Here is a 23,827-nt window from a genome sequence, read left to right on the forward strand (position 1 = left end):
GTAAAAATTTGATTAAAACTTTTAGTCTTCGTCTATAAATCGTTTAGTGATCTGTCCATACGAATCAATACGACGATCCCGTAAGAAAGGCCAATGTTTGCGGAAAAAATCGGTTTCTTGCAGGTTTACTTCGACTACTTCTACTTCTTCCTGATCGTGCGATGCGAGGTAGAGTAGGCGACCTTGTGCATTGGTGACAAAGCTACCACCCCAAAATTTCATTGCGCCATCTTGTTCATAACCCACACGATTCACCGAAATAACTGGTAAGCCATTAGCTACGGCATGAGATCGTTGGATCGTTTGCCATGCGTTATACTGGTCTTTGTTCGTTTCCTCGTCTTGATCCGTTGCCCAACCGATGGCAGTAGGATAGAATAACATTTCTGCACCCATCAACGCGGTAATACGTGATGCTTCGGGATACCACTGATCCCAACAGATTAAAATCCCAATCTTACCAAATTTGGTCGGGAAAACTTTGTATCCCAAGTCGCCAGGGGTGAAATAGAATTTTTCATAAAATGCAGGATCATCTGGGATGTGCATTTTTCGGTATTTGCCTAAGTATGCACCGTCTGCATCTAATACCGCGGTGGTGTTGTGATACAATCCTTGCGTCCGCTTCTCAAATAAAGAAGCGATAATAACTACTCCCAATTCTGCCGCTACGACAGATAAGGCGTCAGTTGATGGGCCTGGAATAGCTTCCGCCAAATCAAAGTTGTCGTAATCTTCAACGTCACAGAAATATAAGGACGTGAATAGTTCTTGAAGACATACGATCTGCGCGCCTTTGGCTGCTGCTTCGCGTACTTTAGTAATGGCTTTATCTAAGTTTTCTTGTTTGTCGCGCACGCAAGACATCTGCACGACACCAACTTTTACTTTATTCATAGTTTCTTCTCTGCTTTTCCTGATGCAAAGATATCTATTTTATACGCTGCGAATGTGCGAAGTTGGTAAAATTATCGACAGTTCCTGAGATGATGTGTTTACGAAATAGCGCTTGTATTCTACACATTGCCGTGTTATTGTGTATCTTGTCGCATTCGTTGGATTGATATTCTAATGATGCGTATTAGCTACCAAATCATTGTACGTGGCACCACACCAAAGAAAAGAACATATTATTGATGTGCAGACAGCAAGTCGTGTGGGAGGTTCAATTATATTTCCTGTATTGTTAGCTTATTTTTTGCCTTACTTTTTGATTTGGAAAGAATCGCTATCTACTCATTTTTTCGTACATGGCTATTTGGATATTTTGCCTCCTGTGCTTTATCCCATGGTTGCGATATTAACGATTGTACTCGGTATTATCCTGCATGAATTGTTACACGGTGTGCCTTGGGCAATATTTGCTAGTAAAGGTTGGGCCTCCATTCGTTTTGGTTTACTTCGACCGCATTATATACCTTACTGTCATTGTGGCGAACCGTTAAGTGTGAAACACTACATCATTGGCGCGTTAACTCCATTAGTCGTGCTCGGTATTGCGCCAACAATCTATGCCTGGATATCGGGCAACTGGTTTTTTCTGCTGTTTGGAGTCTTTTTTACGGTTTCTGCTATTGGCGATGTAATGATTGTATACAGCATGCGAAGGATCAAATCGGGTGTCAGAATTATGGATCATCCCACCGAAGTTGGTTACATTATTTATACTAGCTGATTCATTTGTAGTTAGCTATTATAATTACTGACCATTGTAAGTTTTTAGTCAAAAGCTTCGTGTTTTTAACCGTTTATTCCAATTGTCTGCGTACTTTTGTATCACACGGTATTTTTCACGGTAGTCACTTATCACTCTATGTATGGCTAAAAAACATTATGTTTCGAACTCGGGTGAGTCAATTCGTATGTTTAAAAACGATTTTCTGAACTCGCTCACTAAGGTACATTATTCCGTACCCTTGATATTCTGGATTCCAGTCATCATTTTCTTTCTTTGGAGAGCTTATTCGCAAGGAGATATTGGGGCGGGAGATACTGCTTTGTATTTTGGATATGGCTTGGGCTTCTGGACTTTAGCTGAATATGTGTTGCACCGTTGGGTATTTCATTACGAACCTCCAGGCAAATTGGGCAAGCGTATTCATTTTATATTTCATGGTGTGCATCACGATTATCCTAGAGATCGTATGCGCTTGGTGATGCCATTATCGGCGAGTATTCCGATGGCACTTGTTATTTATCTGTTGTTTAGTTTATTTTTTTCTACATTCTATTTAGCAGCTTTCTTTGCTGGCTTTCTATTTGGATACTTAATTTATGATGAGTGTCACTATGCGATACATCATGCCAATTTTAAGTCGGGCTTTCTCAAAAAAATAAAGGATCATCATATGTTACACCATTATTCAGATCCTGAAAAAGGATTTGGCGTTAGTTCTTATTTTTGGGATCATATATTTGGTACAACGATAATAAAAAAGGCCAATACAGGTAAATCAGCAGGAAAGGACGCGAAGGCTATTGATCATTCGCATTAGCAGCGGATAATTTTTTTTTGCACATGAAGGGACGGTCAATTATTGCAATTGATCGTCCCTTCATGCTATGACAACACCTTTAACGATTACTATAGGCATGCCGCAGTGTGTGATGTCCAGCTTCGGCAAGGTAAAATAAGATATTAAGCGACTTAATGAAACTGTGCCGTCTCTGTAGAGTCTTTCATGGCAACGGTGGTAGAAGCACCATTGGTTACGATATTTTGTATTTCATCAAAAAAGCCTGTGCCCACAAATGACTGATGTTTTACAGCTCTAAATCCTTTTTGCTGCAGTGCAAATTCACGTTCTTGCAGTTCAGAATACCCTGCCATACCTCTTTCTTTATATGATAATGCTAATTCGAACATCGACGTATTCAAGGCGTGGAAACCAGCTAGGGTGATAAATTGGAACTTATAACCCAGTTTAGCTAGTTCTTGCCTAAAATTAGCCATCTCGTCCACCGTTAGCTTCGCCGCCCAATTAAATGACGGTGAGCAGTTGTATGCTAACAGTTTGCCTGGGAATTTAGCGTGGATGCCTTCCGCAAATTGTCTGGCTTGCTCTAGATCTGGGTTGGAGGTTTCCATCCAAAGCAAATCAGCATAAGGCGCATACGATAAACCTCGATCTATACCTTGTGCGACACCATTATTTACGTAATAGAATCCCTCAGAAGTTCTTTCGCCAGTGACAAATTTCTTATCACGATCGTCGATATCCGAAGTGAGTAAATCTGCTGCATCGGCATCTGTTCTGGCGATGATGAGGGTTGGTACACCCAACACGTCAGCGGCTAAACGTGCCGAGATTAATTTGTTTATTGCTTCTTGTGTTGGTACCAATACTTTGCCGCCCAGATGACCACATTTTTTGGCTGATGACAGTTGATCTTCAAAATGTACTCCTGCAGCTCCTGCTTCGATCATTTGCTTCATCAATTCGTACGCATTCAGATTGCCGCCAAAGCCTGCCTCCGCATCCGCGATAATAGGAACTAAATATTCCTTATTGCCACCGCCATTTACAGATTGTATTTGATCGGCTCTAAGTAGCGCATTGTTGATTTTTTTGACTACTGAAGGAACGGAGTTCGCTGGATATAATGATTGATCGGGGTACATCTCTCCGGATAGATTTGCATCTGCTGCTACCTGCCAACCTGAAAGATAAATGGCTTCTAATCCCGCATCTACTTCCTGCACCGCCTGATTGCCAGTGAGTGCTCCTAGCCCTGCAATATATTCTTGGCTATTTAGTTTGTGCCAAAATATTTTCGACATCTCAGTGGCAATGGTAAATTGTTGGGTGTAAGAGCCTCTTAATTTTAAAACGTCTGCCGCCGTGTAGGTTCTAACTATACCGTTCCACCTTGGATTGGTGTTCCAATCATTTTCAATCGCCTGAATTTTTTCTTGCTGTGTTTTCATGATTCCATTGTTAAAGTTTCCATTATTTGTTAGTGATTTTCTTCTTCTGAGTCGAGGAATGGATAAGCTTTGAGTGTTAAAAATTCTTCAAACTCTTCGCTAAAGATGAGCTCGTTGAGCAATTTGGTAGCTTGATCAAACTTTCCGGTCTTAAAGCGCTCTTCGCCGACGTATTTTTCGATTTTGATCAATTCTTCTGTCTCCCAGTCCATGATAAGTTGCTTAGTTAGCGTGCGGTCGTCATTCAGTACGGCCTCATTTTTTAGCCATTGCCAGATCTGAGTTCTTGATATTTCTGCGGTCGCGGCATCTTCCATCAAATGATAAATGGCTGCTGCTCCATTTCCCATCAGCCAACTTTCGATATACAGGATGCCAACGTTAATATTTTTACGAACACCTTCTTCGGTAATTTCTCCGAGTGGTATCTCAAGTAGATCTCTTTCATTGATTTTATAATCAAATTTTTTGTCGATTTGATTCGCAGCAGGCATATGCTCATCGAAGATCTCTTTTGCTACGGCCACCAAGGCGGGGTGGGCTACCCATGTACCATCGTGTCCGTTTTGTGCTTCTCGTTTTTTGTCATTACTTACTTTCTCATAAGCGAGTTCGTTCGCCTTTTCATCTCCTTTGATCGGTATTTGAGCAGCCATGCCGCCGATGGCGTGTACGTTTCTTTTGTGGCAAATTTCAATAACTCGCTTAGAGTAAGCGCTCATAAACGGAGAGGTCATCGTGACCTGATCGCGATCAGGCACAATAAACTGTGGTATATTTCTAAATTTTTTGATGTATGAAAAAATATAATCCCAGCGTCCGCAGTTAAGTCCAGCACTGTGTTCTTTCAATTCATAAAGAATCTCATCTATCTGAAAGGATGCCGTAATCGTCTCAATTAGTACGGTCGCTTTGATGGTGCCTTGTGGGATGTTGAGGTATTCTTGAGCAAATACAAATACATCGTTCCACCAACGTGCTTCTTTATAATGTTCCAGCTTGGGCAGATAGAAGTACGTGCTACTTCCGTTTTTAATTAGTTGCTCAATATTTCTGAAGAAATAAATTCCAAAGTCGATTAGTGATGCCGACGCTTCTTCACCATTGATCTCCACATGCCGTTCGGCCAAATGCAATCCTCTTGGCCGTACAATAAGAACAGCAGTGTGTTCTTTTAATTGATAAGCTTTGCCTTCTTTGTTTGTGAAATCGATTTGTCGGTTGATTGCATCTGAAAGATTGATCTGTCCCTGCATACAATTATGCCAAGTCGGTGAATTGCTATCTTCAAAATCCGCCATAAAAGTAGATGCGCCAGAGTTCAACGCATTGATGATCATCTTTCTATCTACTGGACCTGTGATTTCCACGCGACGGTCTTGCAAATCTTGTGGTAATGTGGCGCAAACCCAATCTTCTTGGCGAATATCTTCGGTTTCTTCTAAAAATTTGGGTAGTATCCCATCATCAAATTCTTTTTGTTTTACCTTCCGCTGCGCTAATAGTTGCAAGCGTTGAGCGTTGAAAGCTTGATGTAGTACTGTTAGAAATTTCTTTAATTCTTTAGTAAATAAGTTGTTGTACTGCTCACTGTTCTTTATTGTAAATAAGTTTTTGTTACTCATGGCTCATCGATTTATTGTTTTGATAAACAAATATAAATAAAGATTTAATAAATTTAGCGAACGTTCGCTAAATTTATTAAAAAATTTCTTTGTGGATAAATGTTTATAAATCCATATGTTTGGTTTATGACATCTGAAAGTGATTTTATAAAAACTATTTTTGGCTTAAAGCTGAAGCAACAACGGCAAATTGGTCGTTGCAGGATTTGGCGGTAAAAACGGGCTTATCTAAATCTTATCTCAATGAGATTGAAAATGGTAAGAAATATCCTAAGCATGTACGAATTATTCAATTGGCAGATTCGCTATCGTGTACATTTGATGATCTGGTATCCACTAAATTAGATAAAAGTTTAGCGCCATTTAATGAGATTTTGCAGTCAGATTTTTTTAAAGAAATTCCGCTGGACCTTTTCGGTATCAATAGAAATACGCTGATCAGTATTATAAGTGATGCGCCAAAGAAAGTGACAGCTTTTATTAATGCATTGATCGAAATTGCGCAAAATTACAATCTGGGTAAGGAGCGCTTTTACTTTGCGGTACTTCGTTCGTTTCAGGAGCTGTACGATAATCATTTTCCGGATATCGAGGATAAAGTTGTTGATTTTGCTGCTGAAAATCAACTGTCGATTAATAGGCATATTAAGACTGATCTCCTGCAAAGTATTTTAGTGGAGAAATATGGCTATGTGATCGAGTCGAGCGATTTCGAATCCTATGGAGCGCTGGATAATCTTCGCTCGTTGTATATTCCTGAGAAGAAACTTTTATTGCTTAATAAAAAGCTTGGAGATGATAAAAAAACATTTGTACTAGCAAAGGAGATAGGTTTTAATGTGTTGGAACTTAGCGTTCGCCCGACGACGTACTCATGGCTTCATTTTGGAAATTTTGAGGAAATTCTGAATAATTTTTATGCTTCCTATTTTGCTGGAGCATTACTCATTTCTAAGGAAGCTATTCGTGAGGGGATTAGCCATTTTTTCGAACGAAACAGTTGGGAGCCTACTGAATTTGAGAATTTGCTACAGACATTTACGCATTCGCCCGAAACCTTTTATTATCGATCTACAAATGTGCTTTCTGCGGAGTTAGGTATCAAAGATCTTTTTTTATTTGTGTCTGGTCAAGAAAGAAAATTCTTCGAAAATTCAGATTCTTAAAGAGCTACACCTCAATCATCAACAGGCACCGCATGCGAATGCTACTAATGAGCATTATTGTAGTAGATGGATAGCTGTTAAAAATTTGGCACACTTGAGGGAGAATGAAGCGTTGACTGCTGCGCAAATCTCACATTATAAAGATTTGGGTATTAGTTATCTGGTGATTTCTACTTCTCAAAAAAATCCATTCTCCGATGGTAGTAATAGAAGCTATTGCCTCGGCATATTGCTCAATGCGCAGACCATTAAAAAAATCAGATTCGTCAAATCACCAAGTCTCAAAACCATTAATGTTGGCGTTACCTGCGAATCGTGTAGTATAGCAGATTGTGAGGAACGACAGGCTCCACCTATTCGATTAGAAAAGGAACATTTCAATTCAAATATGAAGACGGCGATCGAGAAAATCCGACACGATGTTTTGTGAATCTTTTAGAATGCTTTCACGCTGCCTATTACTATCGGTGTAGAAGCTATTAAAATGGTTTATAGCGCGATCTGCTGACCATCTAACAAACCTCTAAAAAGCTGTCCATTGTTGTAAATTAGTACTTCGCCATTTTTTCCGTTTTTGATGCTAGAGTCTATCACCAATACTTGATTATTAAATAGGGGAGTAATTTCTTTTTGAGAAGTATGACCGATGACCATGTTTTTAGCATTCCAATGTTGAAGGATGTTTGTGATATCGGCCGATTGTACTAAGTCGTCTTTAAAATATCCTCTGTACCACAAAGGACCATTTGAAGTGGCAAGTAAGTTCAAAACTGGATTTGCACGATAGTCGGCTCTTTTCTGCACAAAGATGCTATCTCTGAATAAGGCGTTAATTTGCGCAGGATGAAGGTTTTCCTGTATGATTGCTGGCGATATACCGGCATGTACAAACCATGTGTCATTAATCTTAATCGTGATGGGCTGTTTTCTAATCCACTGGCCAAAAAAGGACTCTCGTCCAAATTGCTCCTCGTAAGTTTTGCCCAGTATTTTGGCGATTCCTTGGTATTTAGTATGCACATATCGAACGTCGTTATCTAGAACCATTAGTTCATGGTTGCCCATCAAATAATGCACTTTTCCACCAGCAGATTGAGCTTGTTGTTGTAATTTGTAAACCAGCCATAATGCTTCGGTCACGCCGGTACCTCTGTCAAATATGTCGCCATTGATGATTAGATGTGCTTTGCCAAATATCCAGTTGTTGGCACTGTCTATTACGCCATGTCTTTGTAATAAGTCGACAAAAAGTGAATATTGACCGTGAATATCACTGATGGCCAACCAATGATCGATGTTGTGGAACGTATAATCGGTGCTCGGATACGATTTACTTGATTCTAAAGCCTCCACAATGGGTAGGTTCAATGAGATTGCGAGCTTTTTTGTTGCGTGAGCAAAATCTGTCGATTTTGCGCTAGATAGCTCCTGTAGTGAGCCATGATTGATCCATCTAATGAGTGTATCATTACCATCAAAAAAAATGTGCGGCAATTCTTGAATGCTATCCGTGATGTTCAAAATAGGGTTGATATTGGAAATGCTCTTGTCTTTGCCGTAGCATATTGATTGTGTTAGTGCCACGATCAATATCAGGTTCTTCATCATATTGCGTCAGTTTATGAAAGTCTGATGAGGTTTAGCGGCCTCATCAGACTTTTGCATCTAATTGTAATTTAGTTTCTAATGCGAATACCTACTGTTTTGTAGTTTGTACTCGTCTTGACCTGATCATTAGCTTGTAGCTCCACTACCAAGATCACATCAGTTTGCGGAGCTAAGTTTGGAACAGCAAAGTCTAACGAACTGATTGGAGTGCCGGCCGGGAATTGAATTTGTCCCTCATCATTCCATACATAGTGTTGCCCTGCTACAGCAGTCGTTTCGCTTGCTATCACCGTTGCTCGGATGGTTTGTGCAGTTTGAGACACTCCACCTAAGAGATTTACCTGTAGTTTGTGTTCGCCAGAGCGAGCGGTAATAATGGGATAGGTTTTACCGACGGCGTTATTCACGACTACGGCATCCTGAAATTCAACCATTAAGTCTTTAAAAATGAGGTTTTCTTCATAGTCTTTGAAACAGGAGGTCAAAAGAAAACACATGATGATAATTATACTGTTTTTCATGTTTTTAGTTGGTTTAATATCCAAAATTCTGTTTCAGATTAGTATTGATTTCGACCTCGCGGACTGGGATTCTGCTTAGTATGCGTAAGTCTTCAAATGCGATTGTTTCTGACTCTTTAACTATGGGCATTCCCAATCGCTTTAGGTCAAAAAAGCGATGTCCTTCGAAAGCAAATTCTAAGCGCCGTTGTTGCAATATTTCGGCTTTCAATGCATCGCCCTGTAAGTTTACTGCCGCGAGATTCGCGCGCGTTCTTATCTTATTCAATTCGGCATTTGCAGCGGCAGTCTGATTCAATGCGGCGTGGGCTTCAGCACGATTAAGCAATACTTCCGCATAGCGGATAACGGGCACATTGTCTAGATTAGGTACGCCATTTTTACTGGCAAATTTGTTGATTTCGAAGAAAGCACGGTTGGCGCCTAATCCACTTTGGATAAATGCTCGGCGACCATCAGTTTCGCTAAACTGAGCGAGCAAATCTTCGCTCAGCACCACATTACCATGTGAGGCAGTAGCGGTAGATTCCACGGTAGTTCTGGTCATGAAAGTTGCGCGTAAAGATTCATTGCTGCCAACATTATCTGGTGTGGCAAAGGGAATCTCGAAAAATGACTCTGGGTGCCGTTCACTGCGCCAAGACGCTTCAAGCTGTTCTGCATTTGGGAACGAAGCTATACCGCTATTTATTGCTTTCTGCGATTCTGCTACTACTCGCTCATAATCTCCGTTGTACAGCGCCACACGGGAAAATAGAGCAGCAACAGCGCCTTTAGTAGCAAAGAAAGGGCCTCTACTGTTATTAGCTACAGGAATAAGTTCGTAAGCTTCTTCCAAATCCCGGTAGATAAATGCATACGTTTCTTCGATCGTTGCTCTCGCACCGTATACAATTTCTTCCACAGCGATAGCTCCACGTTCCATGATCGGTACGCCACCTCTATTTTGTGCGTCTACGATAGCGGTCGGATCATAAGCATAAGCACGCATCAAGTTGTGGTAATACAGCGCGCGTAAAAATAAATTCTGACCGCGGATGCCATTTTTGTAATCTTGATCGGTATCGAATTCTTCTAAAGCGGCTAGGATCAAATTGATTTGATTGATGCCGTAGTACGATTGTTGCCAATTACTCATGTGCGAGCCGATCTGATTATTCCATTCGCGTACTAGGCGATTTCCCGCCAAGGTATTGATCGTGTTATCAGCAAGTACATCAGGCAGCGCAATCATATCTCGGCCATACAGACTTACTTCTCTGAGTCGTGCGTATACACCATTGGTCGCTGCAGTTATAGATTCTTTGCTGGTTAATGCACTTGCGGCATCGATAGATTGCCGTGGGTTTACTTCCAGCATTTTTTCGCACCCGCTAAATAGCAGGGTAGTACAAGCTATTGCGGTTATATATAGTATTCTTTTCATTGTAGTTTGCTAATATTAAAATCCAACTTGTACTCCGAGCGTATAAACTTTTGTCTGCGGTATTGTACCTTGAGTAGACGAAAACTCTCCGAAACCAATCATCAGCTCTGGATCATAACCTGTCCATTTAGTAAAGGTCGCTAGGTTTTCTCCCTGCGCGTATACTTTCAAATTGGTCATCCGAAGACGCTGCGCAATGTTGGAAGGCAATTGATAAGATACGGTAACGTTTTTCAAGCGAATGAAGGAAGCATCCTCTAAAAATCGGCTACTTGTGCTAGCGTGCGATATACTGCCTACTTCTGTATTGGCGTCGAATGGCCGCGGTACGGTGGTAACTTGGCCTGGCGTGGTCCATCGGTTCAAGAATATGCGTTCCAATGTATTTCGGTTATCTCCACCATTTAAGAACCAACGGCTGTGCATACCGGCATTGCTCAGTTCTCTGCCATAATCGTAATGGAAAAAAGCACTCATCGACAGTCCTTTGTAGCTAAACGTATTGGTGAAACCACCAAAAAAATCGCTCATCTGGTTGCCAAATATTTTCAGATCGGTTGGACTGCTTGGGGTATACGTTACGTCGCCATTGGCATCGAACCACATCGGACGTCCAGTGGCCGAATTGACACCCGCGTACTCCAACATTACATTGGTGCGTAGAGAATGCCCTACGCGTACCGATTGATCGCCCGGTAGGACTTGATCGTCGCCCAATAGTTGGAGTACCCGATTGCGCAAGAAAGTAATATTAAAGTTGGTAGTCCAGGTGAAATGCCCAGCTTTGACATTTGTCGTACGAATATCAAATTCGATACCTTCGTTTTTGACGCGACCAATGTTACTCGTTACGTTCGAAAAACCACTTAAATAGGGTAGTGGACGGTCTAAAAGTAAATCGCTACTTACGCGCCTGAATACTTCTATCGATCCCGCTAAACGGTTATTGAAGAAACCGTAATCCAAACCTATATTTGAGGTTAAGTTTCTTTCCCATTTCAAATCTGTGTTCGCTAATCCTGAAGGACGAAGACCGGGTTCCTGATAATAGTTGGATGAGCTGGAACTTCCATAAAGTGCTCTCGCATCAAAATTTCCGATGGCATCATTTCCTGTTTCACCATAACCAGCACGTAATTTCAACTGATTAATCCAAGGTTGATCTTCCATAAAGGACTCTTCGGTGATATTCCATCCTGCAGAGATGCCTGGAAACCATCCGAATAAATTGTTGGCACCAAATCGCGAAGATCCATCATAGCGCAAAACTCCGCTTAAAAGATATTTCTTTTGGAAATCGTAATTCACTTGTGTAAACAGACCTGCTCGTTTAAACCCAGTCCAACTACCAGAAGCGCTACCAATCACTGCGGCAGATTGTAGCGTACGAAACTGGTGTGTGGTAAAACCGCTCGCTGAGATAGAATTCATCTCGCGACTGTCATCACGGTATTCAAAACCAAGCAAAGCCGATAGGTTGTGCTGATCATTCCAGCTAGTATTATATTGCAAGGTTTGGTTGGTGATGAAGTTGCGGTTTTGTCGCGCCCCCACGGTCAACGAACCTTGTGCTGCAAATCCACTTCTAGTACGCGGATCGACATAGCGTTCATCATCGATTAAACGAAAATCTAGTCCGTAAAATGATTTAAAGGATAGGTTATCCATGATTTTGTAGGTCGCACTTATATTGGTAACTAATGCTTTGGTACGGCTTTGTAGTGTGCCTAACAAACTTTCCTGAATTGGATTTCTATTGGCTGAGCCAGGAAATCCTTCGATTGGAGCATTCATTGAGCCATCAGGATTGTAAATAGGGATAAATGGCAATATGGTTGGTGCAGCATATTGCGGTGCTGCGTATGCGCCGGTAGAACCATTGCTACCCGATGTGCCATTTTGTACAATGCTACTTAAGTTGGTATTGAGGTCAAAGGATAAGCGCTTTGAGATCTCGTGTCTCAAATTGATTTTGGCAGTAGCACGTTCAAAGTCAATAGCGACCACATTACCATCTGTCTTATTGTAGGATGCCGATACGAAGAATTGTGTTTTTTCATTTCCACCACTGGTAGAAAGATCCACATTGTTGGTGCGGCCAGTGCGGAATGCGGCCTCTTGCCAATTGTACGTTGGCAGTGCTGCAATATCCTCATCTGTAAGATCGGCTGGTAAACCCACTGCGCTAAGTATATCTCCACGATTGCGTTCCAATGTACGCGTCGGGTACCTATTGTTTCTTGCTTCGAATCGTGATGTAAAATATTGTTGAGTAGACATCATCGCGACCTCTGGCATTGGTGCGGTGATACCATTGTAATAGTTAAGTCCGACTTTTGTCTTACCTGCTTTACCCCGTTTGGTGGTGATGAGAACAACACCGTTTGCGGCTTGCGCACCATAAATGGAGGCCGCTGCACCATCTTTCAATACTTCGATGCTTTCCACATCATTGTTGTTGAGGAAGGCAAGCGGATTGCTAGCTGTTTGTCCAGACGTGGTAGACATATTGAGCTGCACACCATCCACAATAATCAAGGGTTCATTGCCGGCAGTAATTGATCCCATACCACGAATATTGATGTTTACAGGTCCGCCAGGTACACCATTGGCTGCCATAATATTTACGCCTGATAGCTGTCCCTGCATGGCGCGATCGATACTTTGAACAGGTACATTTTCAAGGACATCGGCTTTGATGGAAGACATAGCTCCGGTTATCGAACGTTTTTCCTGTTTCATATATCCGGTAATGACTACGTCATCCATTTCGTTGATAGCTGGCTCCAGTATTACCTCGATATCTCTGCTTGTTCCTACAACGATAGTCTGGCTTATGTAGCCCATCATAGCTACAGTTAGTCGATCACCGCGCTTCACTGATAAGGTGAATACACCGTCTGCTGCTGTACCCACAGATTTTGTAGTATGGCGTACGCTAGCTCCTGCCACGGTTGTGGTGCCGTCTTCGGTACGTATGTATACCGTTCCGCGAAGCGAAAATGATTCTTGTTGAATTGCAGCGGTCGCTTTTTGTTGTATTGCAGGTTGTGCTTTTTCTTTTAGGATAATGCTTTTTCCAGATAATTTGTAAGTAAGCGGTTGATCTTTAAGGCATAGCTCCAATACATCCGTTAGAAGCATGTCCATTACTTCGATATTGACAGGGCTAGATCGCTCTAGTAATTCCTGTGTGTAGATAAAGCTATAGGACGTTTGCTTTCGGATATCCGAGAAAACATCCTTCAACTTGGCTTCCTTTTTGCTCAATGTAATGCGTTGAGCAAAGCTGTTTGTTGCATAGGTGCCGATTGCACAGGTGAGCAGTAGGGCAACGATTAAATTTAAGCGCATAAGGATACCTTTGGCTTTTGATAATTTCATATATTTGATTAAGGGTTAGAAAACTACGATTTTCACGATTAGATAGCTGTCGACCCTATATTTGACAGGGCATTGCTGCAACAATGTCCTGTTATATTCTCTAGGGTGACATTTTTTTTCACATCCTACTATGGCATAACGGTGACCCTCCTTCCTTCTACTTTGAAATGTACTTTTTCTGTCAACTCCAAGAGATCTAGGATCTCATTCAGATTTTCGAAGCGCGAGATCTCCCCGCCAAATTTATCGTTAGGAATAGCGCCACTGTATACCACTTGGATATCATACCATTTCGCTATTTTTTGCATTACTTCCTCAATGGATAAGGCGTCAAAAAAGAAATAACCTTCTTTCCAATCGGCAAATGAGCGTGTATCCACCTTGCGTATCTCGATGCTATTAGGTTGTGTAGCGGAGACCATAGCTTGCTGTCCAGGGCGTAGTTCTCTAGTTTCATTCTCCACGCTGATGTGTACTTTGCCTTCGATTAAGGTCGTTTGTGCGTGTGTATTTTCTTTGTAGGCATTGATATTGAATTGGGTACCGAGTACGTTTACCTGATGGCCAGGTAATTCTACCGTGAACCTTGCCAAATCGCCTTTATCGTTAGGCATCTTACGTATATCAAAATAACCTTCGCCTTCTAAAAAGACCTTTCTATTGGCTAAAAAGTTAAGCGGATAGCGAAGTTTGGATTCTGCGTTGAGCCAAATAGTGGAGCCGTCAGGTAATTTGACGGTATATTGTCCACCTTTTGGCGTTGAAATCGTGTGCCAGCCCTGTGCGTTTTCCTCAGAACCCGTGTATTCGTACACCGGACGCCCTTGCGCATCTTCATAAACGCGCATTGCTGCAGATGGATCGTTCAGACGAGCTTCCAACGTTGATAAATCTACTGTAGTGCCATCTTCCAAGGTTAGTAGTGCCCTGTCTGTACCAGCTGTAATCGTGGTGCTAACTTCATCTTTGGATTGTTGCAAAGGAGTAATGAGCACATAAGCTATGGCAATACATGCTGCACTCACTGCGACGAATTTGAGCCAAATTGCGTAGGTACTTTTCTTCGGTTGTTGCGGTGTTAAGCTCGCTAGCATTCGTGCGAGCTCGGTTTCGGTGTCATAAGCTTTTAAGCGATCTAAAGCCTCATTTTCCGAAAGGTTATTTTTAATTTGCTGGTAGAGAGAAGCATTCTGCGGGATCGACAACCAATTCGTGAGCTCCTGTTGTTCATCCACGGTCAATGCATTATTTCGCTCTTTGCGGAGTAATTCAATAATTCGATACTTGGTAGTCATATATTCTATATACGGCTAGCCTAACAATACGTACCTAAAAAAAGAATTTTTTTTCTCAGCGGAGTAGCCACGCTAAAAGGGTAGGGAGTGAGGCGTGTTTCAGAAGCAGAGAGCGCAGTAATTTCAGTCCTTTTGATTTCTGATTTTTCACGGTTTGCATGGATAAGTTAAGCTCTTCTGCGATTTCATGATTTTTCAATCCTTCCACGTAACTCATGCTCAGTACATTGTTGTAGGGCGTGGGTAGCTTTGTTAGTTCTCGAAAGATCGTAGCCCAATATTCATTCTCTATGATGAGCTGATCTACAGCCTCATCCTGCAGTGGAAAGGACTTAACGTATTTTTCCTCACGTATCTTACTATTCTTTCGAAGGTTCAATTCATCTAAGCAGGCATGTTGAACGGCTTTGTAAAGATAATTACGACAATGTTCGTAGCTATCAAATACGATCTTACGTTGCCAAAGTTTAGCAAAAAGGGAATTAACAAGATCCTTTTCATTATCAGTAACAAACTTGGAGGCGAAGAGACACAGGGGTGCAAAAAAATCACGGTACATAGACTGGAAATGAGCCATGTCGTGCAGGTAGATTTTATTGTCAACAGTTGGGTTCGTCATGTACTCTTCAATGAAAGACTGAGATCTTCTGGTAGAGAATTCCAAATTTAACCAAAAGCAATGCTAAAAGCAAAAATCAGCTACTTATTGATGTAACGAATACCTAGAAGTTTGGTTGGTATGTAAGTTCTCTTCTGCTCTCGAAGGTACTAGGGCTATATTAAGCCCATGTTAAAGCGGTGCTAAGCAATTACTAAATATTTTCCCACCAAGCGTCGAAAGACTGCTTTTGGTTCAAATATACCACCTCGCCAATTTTGGGCGTGGCGGCTAGCGCCGACTTATTTTTGGCATATTGAGTCACTTCTTTCAAAGGCTCGTCCCAATCGTGGATGGATAATACAAACTTGGCCGAATGTACCGGAATGAATTTCTCTGCACGCAAATCTTGGCTTGCTTGTACCACCTCATCTGGCAGCATATGTATGTAACGCCAAGAAGTGTTGTATTGTCCATTTTCTAGAACAGCCCAATCGAATGGTCCCAATTTCTCACCAATTTCTTTAAAATGCTTGCCATAACCGCTATCTCCACCCAAATATAAGTTGAGGTTGCTAGAACGAACGGCAAAAGAAGACCACAAACTAGTATTGCGTGTGAGCCAGCGCCCTGAGAAATGACGCGCCGTACAACTGGTGAAATGTAGGCCGTCGATATCCGCCGTTTCTCCCCAATACAATTCCGTTATTTTGGTTGCTGGATAGCCCCAACCTTCAAAATGTGCGCCGACACCAAGTCCAGTCAATACGCGTTTTACTTTGGGCTCTAAAGCGCGGATTGTTGCGTAATCTAGGTGATCCCAATGATCATGACTGATAATGAGGAGATCTATTTCGGGCATTTCGGCTACGCCGAATGTATTTGTGCCTAAGAATGCTTTGATATTATTAATTGGAGATGCATTGCCACTAAAAACAGGATCAACTAAAATCCGTTTGCCATCCAATTGTAAGTAGTAAGACGAGTGACCAAACCAGACTAATACATTGCTATCTAACGGCAGCGCATTAAGATCTGTTTGTATATGTGGTAGTTCGGACAATGGTTGCTTGTTCGGGTTGCTCGTGAAAAGCCATTTGCGCATCACGGTCAACATCGTTTCGCCTTCGGCCAAGCTTGGCGTGTTTTCAAGGTTATCAAACACACCATTTTTAAAATTAGGTGCCGCCTCCATACGTCGCAAGCGTTCACCTTTTGCATAATAGCCAATCTTATCTTGTTTACTAAATAGGTAAAATGCCAAAGCTATAATTACCAGTAACGTAAGAATGATCCACATAAAACGTTTCAAAGATTGGTTTCTATTAAATGTACGATAAGTTATTGATAACCCAATAATTTCATCACTTGTTTGGAGTTTTGTTCTTCGCCAAACACTTCGTAGTTGAATGTCTCATCACGGTTTCTGCGAATCAATACGTGCTTCGGAGAAGGCAGCAAACAGTGGTGAATACCACCATAACCGCTCAATACTTCTTGATAAGCACCCGTATGGAAGAATCCTAAGTACTGCACTTTACGTGTTTTGGGCATAAATACCGAGTTCATATGGGCTTCTTGATTGTAATAATCTTGACCATCGCACGTGATACCACCTAAATTAACACGTTCGTACTCCGAATCCCAGTTATTGATCGGAAGCAAAATGTATTTTTGGTTTAGCGCCCATACATCCGGCAAATTCGTGATAAATGAACCATCCAGCATCAACCATTTTTCACGGTCATTCTGTTGTTTACGGCCCAGTACTTTGTATAGAATACCTGAAGCTTCAGCCACGGTGTATTTTCCAAACTCGGTAATAATATCTGGCTCCAACACTTCGTGGTGCGCACAGATTTGTTTGATGCGGTTCACGATCTCATTGACCATGTATTCGAAATCGAAATCATGTACCAAAGAATCTTTAAAAGGCATACCACCGCCAATATCTAAGGTGTCAAGATCTGGATTGATTTTCTTGAATTTGCAATACAACGTCACGTATTTCTCCAATTCATTCCAGTAATAGGGCGTATCTGAGATACCCGAGTTGATGAAGAAATGCAACAGCTTCACTTTGAAATGCGGATTTTCGGCAATTTTAGAATTGTAGAAATCGATCACATCTTCCATACGGATTCCAAGACGAGAAGTGTAGAATTGAGAGTCAGGCTGCTCTTCTGCCGCAATCCGGATGCCTAAGTTACAAGGTGCATCTAACTCCACCTCATCATCATACATATTGAACTCTTCCTTGTTGTCCAATACCGGAATGATGTTTCTGAAACCATCGTGAAGCATATCCACGATGTATTGTTTGTATTGATAAGTTTTGAAACCGTTACATATCACAGTGATGTCTTTGGTGACAGCACCTTGGCGCTCCAAAGCATCAATCATCGGCATATCGAAAGCAGAAGAGGTTTCTAAGTGAATATCATTCTTCAAAGCTTCTTCGACGATGTGCTTAAAATGCGAAGATTTGGTGCAGTAGCAATACATGTACGAGCCACGATAATTATGCTTTAAGATCGCCGTTTGAAAAAGGATTTTCGCCTGCTGAATCTTTTTACTGATGATCGGGAGATAGGTAAAACGCAAGGGAGTACCATACGTTTCGATCATCTCCATCAGGTTTAGATCGTGGAAGTATAATTCGTCATCGATGATGTCGAATCCGTCTTGCGGGAAACCGACACTTAAGTCAAGAAATTCCTGATAGCTCTGCATTTTTTGTTATTTTTGGCAAAGATATGCTTTCGTAATGAATACCTATTACAAACACGGTAATTTTTCACCCTCATTATCAGAAGCTTTATAACATTCTTACATTTATATGGCGGATTCATCCATTCAACAAAGACTCGTTGCCGAGACCGTGAGCGCGGTAAAATCGCTTTATCAAGCGGATATTCCTGATACTCAAATTAGTTTGCAAGAAACCCGAAAAGAGTTTGAAGGGCAGTTCACGATTGTAATTTTCCCTGTTACCCGCTTTTCCAAGAAATCGCCAGAACAGACAGGTCAGGAAATTGGTGAGCTACTTCAGCAGCAAATTGCCGAAGTGGTATCCTATAATGTCATCAAAGGATTTTTAAATATTGTGCTTTCTGATGCGTATTGGATCAACTTATTGAGTGATTCAATTTCAGCGGCTGACTTTGGTGTGTTTCAGCCAACAGGTAAGCGCATTATGGTCGAATATTCATCGCCAAACACCAATAAACCTTTACACTTAGGTCATATTCGCAACAATCTTTTAGGTTTCTCTGTCGCAGAGATCTGGAAAGCATATGGTTATGATGTGGTAAAAGCTAATCTGATTAATGATCGTGGTATCCATATCTGTAAATCGATGTTGGCTTGGCAGAAATTTGGTGCTGGCGAAACGCCAGAAACATCTGGATTGAAAGGCGATCATCTGGTGGGTAAATATTATGTCGCTTTTGACAAAGCATACAAAGTCGAAATCGAAGACCTCAAATCGCAGGGACAAACCGAAGAAGAAGCTAAGAAAAATGCGCCCTTGATCAAAGAAGCGCAGCATATGTTGCAGCAATGGGAAGCGGGCGACGAAGCCGTCATCCAATTATGGAAAACCATGAACGAATGGGTGTACGCTGGTTTTGGTGTTACCTACGATTCTTTGGGCGTTTCTTTCGATAAATTCTACTACGAGTCGGATACCTATTTATTAGGGAAAGATATTATTCAGGAAGGACTGGATAAAGGAGTATTCTTCAAAAAAGAGGACGGCTCTGTCTGGATAGATCTGACAGAAGATGGTTTGGATGAAAAATTGGTGCTGCGCGGCGATGGTACTTCGGTGTACATCACACAGGATTTGGGCACCGCTCAATTAAAATATGATGAGTTTGGTATGGAAGAATCCATTTATGTCGTCGGCAACGAACAAGATTACCACTTCAAAGTACTATTCCTGATTCTTAAAAAATTAGGCAAAGCTTGGGCTGACGGACTTTTCCACCTTTCGTATGGAATGGTTGACTTGCCATCTGGCAAAATGAAATCTCGTGAAGGAACAGTCGTGGATGCCGATGATTTGATGGCAGAAATGGTCGAAACGGCGCAAGCGCGTACCGAGGAGCTAGGTAAAACCGAAGGATTTTCAGAAGAAGAAAAGAAAGAATTGTATCGTACGATCGGTATGGGCGCTTTGAAATATTTCTTATTGAAAGTAGATCCTAAAAAAACGTTTATTATTCGATCCAAACGAGTCGGTCGATTTTCAAGGTCATACTGGTCCGTTTATTCAATATACCCACGCGCGTATCAAATCGGTATTACGCAAAGCAGGTGAGGTGAGCTCGGATCAGTCTGTAGATACGATTACGGAGTACGAACGTGATTTGATTCAAGCATTATCCAACTACCCACAAACAGTCGAAGCGGCAGCCAAAGATTTCAGTCCAGCGCAGATCGCCAATTATGTGTACGAATTGGCTAAGCTTTATAACAAGTTTTACCACGAGTTGAGCATTCTCAAAGTAGAAGAAGAGCACATTAAAGCATTTCGCTTAAAACTATCTGCTGCTACGGCCTCGGTGATTGCTAGATGTATGAATTTAATGGGAATCACGGTTCCGGAAAGTATGTAATTGTCGTTGATGTATAAAGTTGGTTTAATTGGTTTTTCTATCGGTGGTCAGGTTTTCCACGCGCCTTTTATCGCGGGAAACCCTGCATTGCAACTCTACAAAGTCACAGCGCGCAAAGCCGAACAGCAAGCGTTGCTTGCCGAACGCTATCCCGAAGCGATTGCCGTACAATCTGCTGCGGATATCTTTGATGATCCTGCTGTTGATATCGTCATTGTGGCAACTTCCAATGATGTGCACTTCGATTTTGCCAAAGCAGCTTTGCTTGCGGGTAAGCATGTCGTGGTCGAAAAACCATTTACCAATACAAGTGCAGAAGCTGATGAACTCATCGCATTGGCGGCAAAAAAGAATTTGTTGCTCACCGTACATCACAATGCACGTTTTCATTCGGATTTTAAGACCGTTCGCAAGCTCATTGAAGAAAAGGCTGTCGGAAGGTTGACCAATTACGAGGCGCGATACGATCGTTTTCGCAATTATTTGCGTGAAGGCGCTTGGCGTGAGCAGAATTTGCCCGGTTCTGGTATTCACTATGATTTGGGCGCACATTTAATTGATCAAGCGTTGCAACTGTTCGGTGCACCAACTTCAGTTTTTGCGGATCTTCGCGTACAGCGAGATGGTGCAGCGGCGGTAGATGATTTTGAAATCATTCTTTCGTATCCCACGTTAAAAGTTTCTCTGAAAGGACAAATGTTGGCCAAATTGCCCACACCACGCTATGCGCTATACGGCACGGTTGGTTGTTTTGTAAAACCGGGAACGGATCCGCAGGAAGATTTGCTTCGCGGTGGCAGTTTGCCGCACCTGACTGCTGATTGGGGATTAGAACCCGAGTCGACTTATGGAACGCTTGCCATTGTCGATGCAGATCAAGTAGAAACAACTCAAAAAGTGGTCAGTGAGCGCGGATCTGGACAAGATTTCTATGCGAATGTGGTCGATGTATTGCAAGGGGAAAATACAATCGCTGTACAGCCAGAGCAAGCACGCGATGTGATTCGTATATTGGAGCTATGTGAGCAATCTTGGAACGAAAAAACGGTCATCTCTTTAGCAGGAGAACTCATTGCGTATGATTAAATATGATGCGATCGTCATTGGTGCTGGCGCCTGTGGCTTGATGTGTGCCGCACAAGCAGGTTTACTCGGCAAGCGTGTACTGGTACTAGAACGCAACAGTAAACCGGGTGCGAAGATCCTGATCTCCGGTGGCGGCCGTTGCAATTATACCAATTTACATACTTCGATTGATAATTTCGTGACCGAAAATCCGAATTTCTTATATTCCGCTTTCAGCCAGTGGACGGTAGACGACACGATTTCCTTCTTCGAAGGCTACGGGCCTATCCAAGGTGCAGAAAAGACGCTCGGTCAGTTATTTCCCACGTCCAACAAAGCCAAAGATATTGTCGACGTATTTCTTCGTTTGATGAACCAAACAGGGCAGGAGCTGTGGTTGGATAGCTTGGTGAAAGGCGTTCTACAAACAGACAAAGGCTTTGAAATCACGGTAGAGCGAAACGGTGTTGTGCAAAAGCTAAATACTAAAAAAGTCGTGATGGCTTCTGGCGGTTTGCCCGTGCAAAAAATGGGCGCGTCGGACTTTGCGATTCGTGTGGCTCGTGATTTTGGACATCGCATCGTGCGTACTGCTCCTGCATTGGTACCGCTGACGATTACGGGCAAAGATGCTGCTTGGTATGCAGCATTGGCAGGTAATTCTGTATTTGCACGCGTTTGGAATGAACGCATCTCTTTCGAAGAAAACATTCTATTTACACATTGGGGATTGAGCGGGCCTGCTATTTTGCAGATTTCATCGTATTGGCGCGCGGGCGAGACGTTTTCCATTGATCTGCTTCCCACACATCGACTGGATCAGCTGATAAAGGTCGAACGTCAGCTAGGCGGCAAGCGTACGGTAGCACAATTATTACAAGATCATTTTTCTAAGAAATTGGTTGATGCTATGGCAGATATGCTACCATTAACGCTAAAGATCGCTTCGCTAAGCAAAGCAGATGCGCAACGCATGCAAGATACGATCCATCGCTTTCAAGTAAAGCCGGCAGGAGATAAAGGCTACGACAAAGCAGAGGTGATGTCGGGCGGCGTAGCAACTGACGAACTGAATGCCAAAACGCTCGAATCTAATCTGGTGAAAGGACTTTACTTTGGCGGTGAGGCAGTCGACGTTACAGGCTGGTTGGGCGGATACAATTTCCAATGGGCTTGGGCATCTGGCTACGCCATTGCGCAAGCCATCTAAGTTTTAAAAAAACCAGCTACTTTTTCAGCTAGAAAGACTTCTGGCTATTCCGGTTCCAGATTTGAGGTTGACGTCTTTTAGATCTTCCTATGCTAGCTGATGTTTGACAGTCCCTTACGTGATGAATCAAACTTCAGTAATATGAACAGTAATATGGTGAATGACCATAAAGAAGAGCCTCCATAGCTGATAAATGGTAGTGGTATGCCAATGACTGGCACAATTCCGATCGTCATGCCGATATTAATAAAGAAGTGAAAGAAGATGATGGAAACCACCCCATAACCGTAAATACGACCAAAGGCGAAGCGTTGTCTTTCAGCAATATTCACTAATCGAATTAATAAAGCTAAGTACACGGCAATAAGAAGAAAGCTCCCCACAAAACCCCATTCTTCGCCTACGGTACAGAAAATAAAATCGGTGCTTTGTTCTGGTACAAAATTGTACTTTGTTTGTGTACCTTGTAAATAACCCTTTCCAAAAAGCTGTCCTGAGCCGATAGCAATCATCGATTGATTTAGATTGTATCCCTGTCCACGTGGATCATCGATCTTTCCAAGAATAATATCTATCCTATTGCGTTGGTGAGTTTGCAGAATATGGTCGTAAGCGAAGTCCACACACAAAATATACATGGAAGAGGCTAAGAATAATACCGCTATATTGATCAAATTTTTCCGTTTTCTGCGCAGCAAATACATAAATATCCCGGCTGCTGTTGCCAGCACTCCAATTAATATCCACTGGTTAAATAATAGTGCAAGAAGAAATAGGATAATCGCTAACCCTCCGATCACCAGTACTTGTGTACCTACGTAGCCTTCGCGGTAAAAGACAAAGATGAGTGCAAAGAAGGCTAGTGCCGATCCTGTATCTGGTTGTAACATCACCAACATCACGGGAAATAGTACAATCGAAGCACCAAAAAATAATGTCTTTAGGTTCGGATGTTTTGTGATTTGATTGCTAAGATAAAAGGCCAGAAGCAGGCAAGTGGCGAGCTTTCCGAATTCTGAAGGTTGCAGCCGAAAACTGCCTAAAGGAATCCAAGCTTGATTTCCCCCTACATTACGTCCTACAACCAATACAGCAATAAGTAATAGAATGACTATAAAATAAACGAAGGGAGCTGACGATATGAAAAAGTTTGCATCTATTATAAGTATACTAAACCCAATTATGAGAGCTGTACCGATGAAGATCGATTGCTTACCATAATTCGTGTTGAGATTAAAAAGGCTCGACTGATCCGGGTCGTATACGGCTGCATGTATGTTGAACCAACCGATCATACAAAGCATGAACCACAAGCAAATCGTCCACCAGTCGATCTGTCCGAAAAAGCTCTTTTTTTGTAAACTATTCATATCTGTACG

Annotated in this window: 18 protein-coding genes and 1 pseudogene; 7 read left to right on the forward strand and 12 right to left on the reverse strand. The window is 42.0% G+C overall.

The genetic code is table 11. The features are described 5' to 3' along the window. Positions 1-21: 21 nt before the first annotated feature. The gene (locus A0125_RS00285) at positions 22-897 is read right to left on the reverse strand and encodes a carbon-nitrogen hydrolase (RefSeq protein WP_066750396.1); all 876 of its coding nucleotides are present in this window, start codon (positions 895-897) and stop codon (positions 22-24) included. A 205-nt stretch (positions 898-1,102) separates the two neighbouring features. On the opposite strand from A0125_RS00285, the gene A0125_RS00290 reads away from it, so the two are divergent. Both A0125_RS00290 and A0125_RS00295 read left to right on the forward strand, forming a co-directional pair. Continuing rightward, positions 1,103-1,675, forward strand: a complete 573-nt coding sequence (locus A0125_RS00290; RefSeq protein ID WP_066750399.1) for a DUF3267 domain-containing protein — start codon at positions 1,103-1,105, stop codon at positions 1,673-1,675. A gap of 142 nt (positions 1,676-1,817) precedes the next feature. Beyond that, entirely contained in the window at positions 1,818-2,495 is a 678-nt protein-coding gene (locus tag A0125_RS00295; protein WP_231863057.1) for a sterol desaturase family protein, read from the forward strand. A gap of 152 nt (positions 2,496-2,647) precedes the next feature. Here A0125_RS00295 and aceA read toward each other — a convergent pair whose 3' ends face one another. Next, positions 2,648-3,928, reverse strand: coding sequence for an isocitrate lyase (aceA, locus tag A0125_RS00300; protein WP_066750402.1), 1,281 nt, complete (start codon positions 3,926-3,928; stop codon positions 2,648-2,650). A 29-nt stretch (positions 3,929-3,957) separates the two neighbouring features. Then, the gene (aceB, locus tag A0125_RS00305; RefSeq protein WP_066750404.1) at positions 3,958-5,553 is read right to left on the reverse strand and encodes a malate synthase A; all 1,596 of its coding nucleotides are present in this window, start codon (positions 5,551-5,553) and stop codon (positions 3,958-3,960) included. A gap of 197 nt (positions 5,554-5,750) precedes the next feature. Between aceB and A0125_RS15685 the strand changes: the two genes are divergently transcribed. After that, complete coding sequence (locus A0125_RS15685; RefSeq protein WP_262507251.1) at positions 5,751-6,719, forward strand: helix-turn-helix domain-containing protein; 969 nt, start codon at positions 5,751-5,753, stop codon at positions 6,717-6,719. Beyond that, positions 6,673-7,149 carry a short-chain fatty acyl-CoA regulator family protein gene (locus A0125_RS15690; RefSeq protein WP_197464707.1) on the forward strand — a complete coding sequence of 159 codons (477 nt, stop codon included), beginning with the start codon at positions 6,673-6,675 and terminating at the stop codon, positions 7,147-7,149. The genes A0125_RS15685 and A0125_RS15690 overlap by 47 nt, the downstream gene beginning before the upstream one ends. A 59-nt stretch (positions 7,150-7,208) precedes the next feature. On the opposite strand, the gene A0125_RS00315 is transcribed toward A0125_RS15690, so the two are convergent. From A0125_RS00315 to A0125_RS00350, 8 genes are all read right to left on the reverse strand, one after another. After that, positions 7,209-8,327, reverse strand: coding sequence for a metallophosphoesterase (locus tag A0125_RS00315; RefSeq protein WP_082784823.1), 1,119 nt, complete (start codon positions 8,325-8,327; stop codon positions 7,209-7,211). A gap of 68 nt (positions 8,328-8,395) precedes the next feature. Further along, complete coding sequence (locus tag A0125_RS00320) at positions 8,396-8,848, reverse strand: DUF4843 domain-containing protein (RefSeq protein WP_066750408.1); 453 nt, start codon at positions 8,846-8,848, stop codon at positions 8,396-8,398. A gap of 13 nt (positions 8,849-8,861) precedes the next feature. Then, positions 8,862-10,274, reverse strand: coding sequence for a RagB/SusD family nutrient uptake outer membrane protein (locus tag A0125_RS00325; RefSeq protein WP_066750410.1), 1,413 nt, complete (start codon positions 10,272-10,274; stop codon positions 8,862-8,864). Between the two features lie 15 nt (positions 10,275-10,289). Continuing rightward, positions 10,290-13,658 carry a SusC/RagA family TonB-linked outer membrane protein gene (locus tag A0125_RS00330; protein ID WP_066750413.1) on the reverse strand — a complete coding sequence of 1,123 codons (3,369 nt, stop codon included), beginning with the start codon at positions 13,656-13,658 and terminating at the stop codon, positions 10,290-10,292. A 128-nt stretch (positions 13,659-13,786) separates the two neighbouring features. Next, positions 13,787-14,953 carry a FecR family protein gene (locus A0125_RS00335; RefSeq protein WP_066750415.1) on the reverse strand — a complete coding sequence of 389 codons (1,167 nt, stop codon included), beginning with the start codon at positions 14,951-14,953 and terminating at the stop codon, positions 13,787-13,789. A gap of 55 nt (positions 14,954-15,008) precedes the next feature. After that, on the reverse strand, positions 15,009-15,572 hold the full coding sequence (locus A0125_RS00340) for a sigma-70 family RNA polymerase sigma factor (protein WP_156472368.1): 564 nt from the start codon (positions 15,570-15,572) through the stop codon (positions 15,009-15,011). Between the two features lie 193 nt (positions 15,573-15,765). Next, entirely contained in the window at positions 15,766-16,815 is a 1,050-nt protein-coding gene (locus A0125_RS00345; protein ID WP_231863059.1) for an MBL fold metallo-hydrolase, read from the reverse strand. Positions 16,816-16,892: 77 nt separating this feature from the next. Then, positions 16,893-18,284, reverse strand: a complete 1,392-nt coding sequence (locus A0125_RS00350; RefSeq protein WP_066750420.1) for an arginine decarboxylase — start codon at positions 18,282-18,284, stop codon at positions 16,893-16,895. Between the two features lie 106 nt (positions 18,285-18,390). On the opposite strand from A0125_RS00350, the pseudogene argS reads away from it, so the two are divergent. The 3 genes and pseudogenes from argS (at position 18,391) to A0125_RS00365 (ending at position 22,448) form a co-directional block, all read left to right on the forward strand. Continuing rightward, positions 18,391-20,173, forward strand: a pseudogene (argS, locus tag A0125_RS00355) (arginine--tRNA ligase). A gap of 9 nt (positions 20,174-20,182) precedes the next feature. After that, positions 20,183-21,259 carry a Gfo/Idh/MocA family oxidoreductase gene (locus tag A0125_RS00360; protein WP_066750422.1) on the forward strand — a complete coding sequence of 359 codons (1,077 nt, stop codon included), beginning with the start codon at positions 20,183-20,185 and terminating at the stop codon, positions 21,257-21,259. Continuing rightward, the gene (locus A0125_RS00365; protein WP_066752583.1) at positions 21,255-22,448 is read left to right on the forward strand and encodes a BaiN/RdsA family NAD(P)/FAD-dependent oxidoreductase; all 1,194 of its coding nucleotides are present in this window, start codon (positions 21,255-21,257) and stop codon (positions 22,446-22,448) included. The genes A0125_RS00360 and A0125_RS00365 overlap by 5 nt, the downstream gene beginning before the upstream one ends. 92 nt (positions 22,449-22,540) lie before the next feature. Here the strand turns inward: A0125_RS00365 and rodA are convergent, their stop codons facing one another. Further along, the gene (gene rodA / locus A0125_RS00370) at positions 22,541-23,818 is read right to left on the reverse strand and encodes a rod shape-determining protein RodA (RefSeq protein WP_066750424.1); all 1,278 of its coding nucleotides are present in this window, start codon (positions 23,816-23,818) and stop codon (positions 22,541-22,543) included. Positions 23,819-23,827 lie beyond the last annotated feature (9 nt).

Origin of the sequence: Sphingobacterium populi (assembly GCF_001586775.1) — a bacterium.
In the GTDB taxonomy this organism is placed as follows: domain Bacteria; phylum Bacteroidota; class Bacteroidia; order Sphingobacteriales; family Sphingobacteriaceae; genus Sphingobacterium; species Sphingobacterium populi.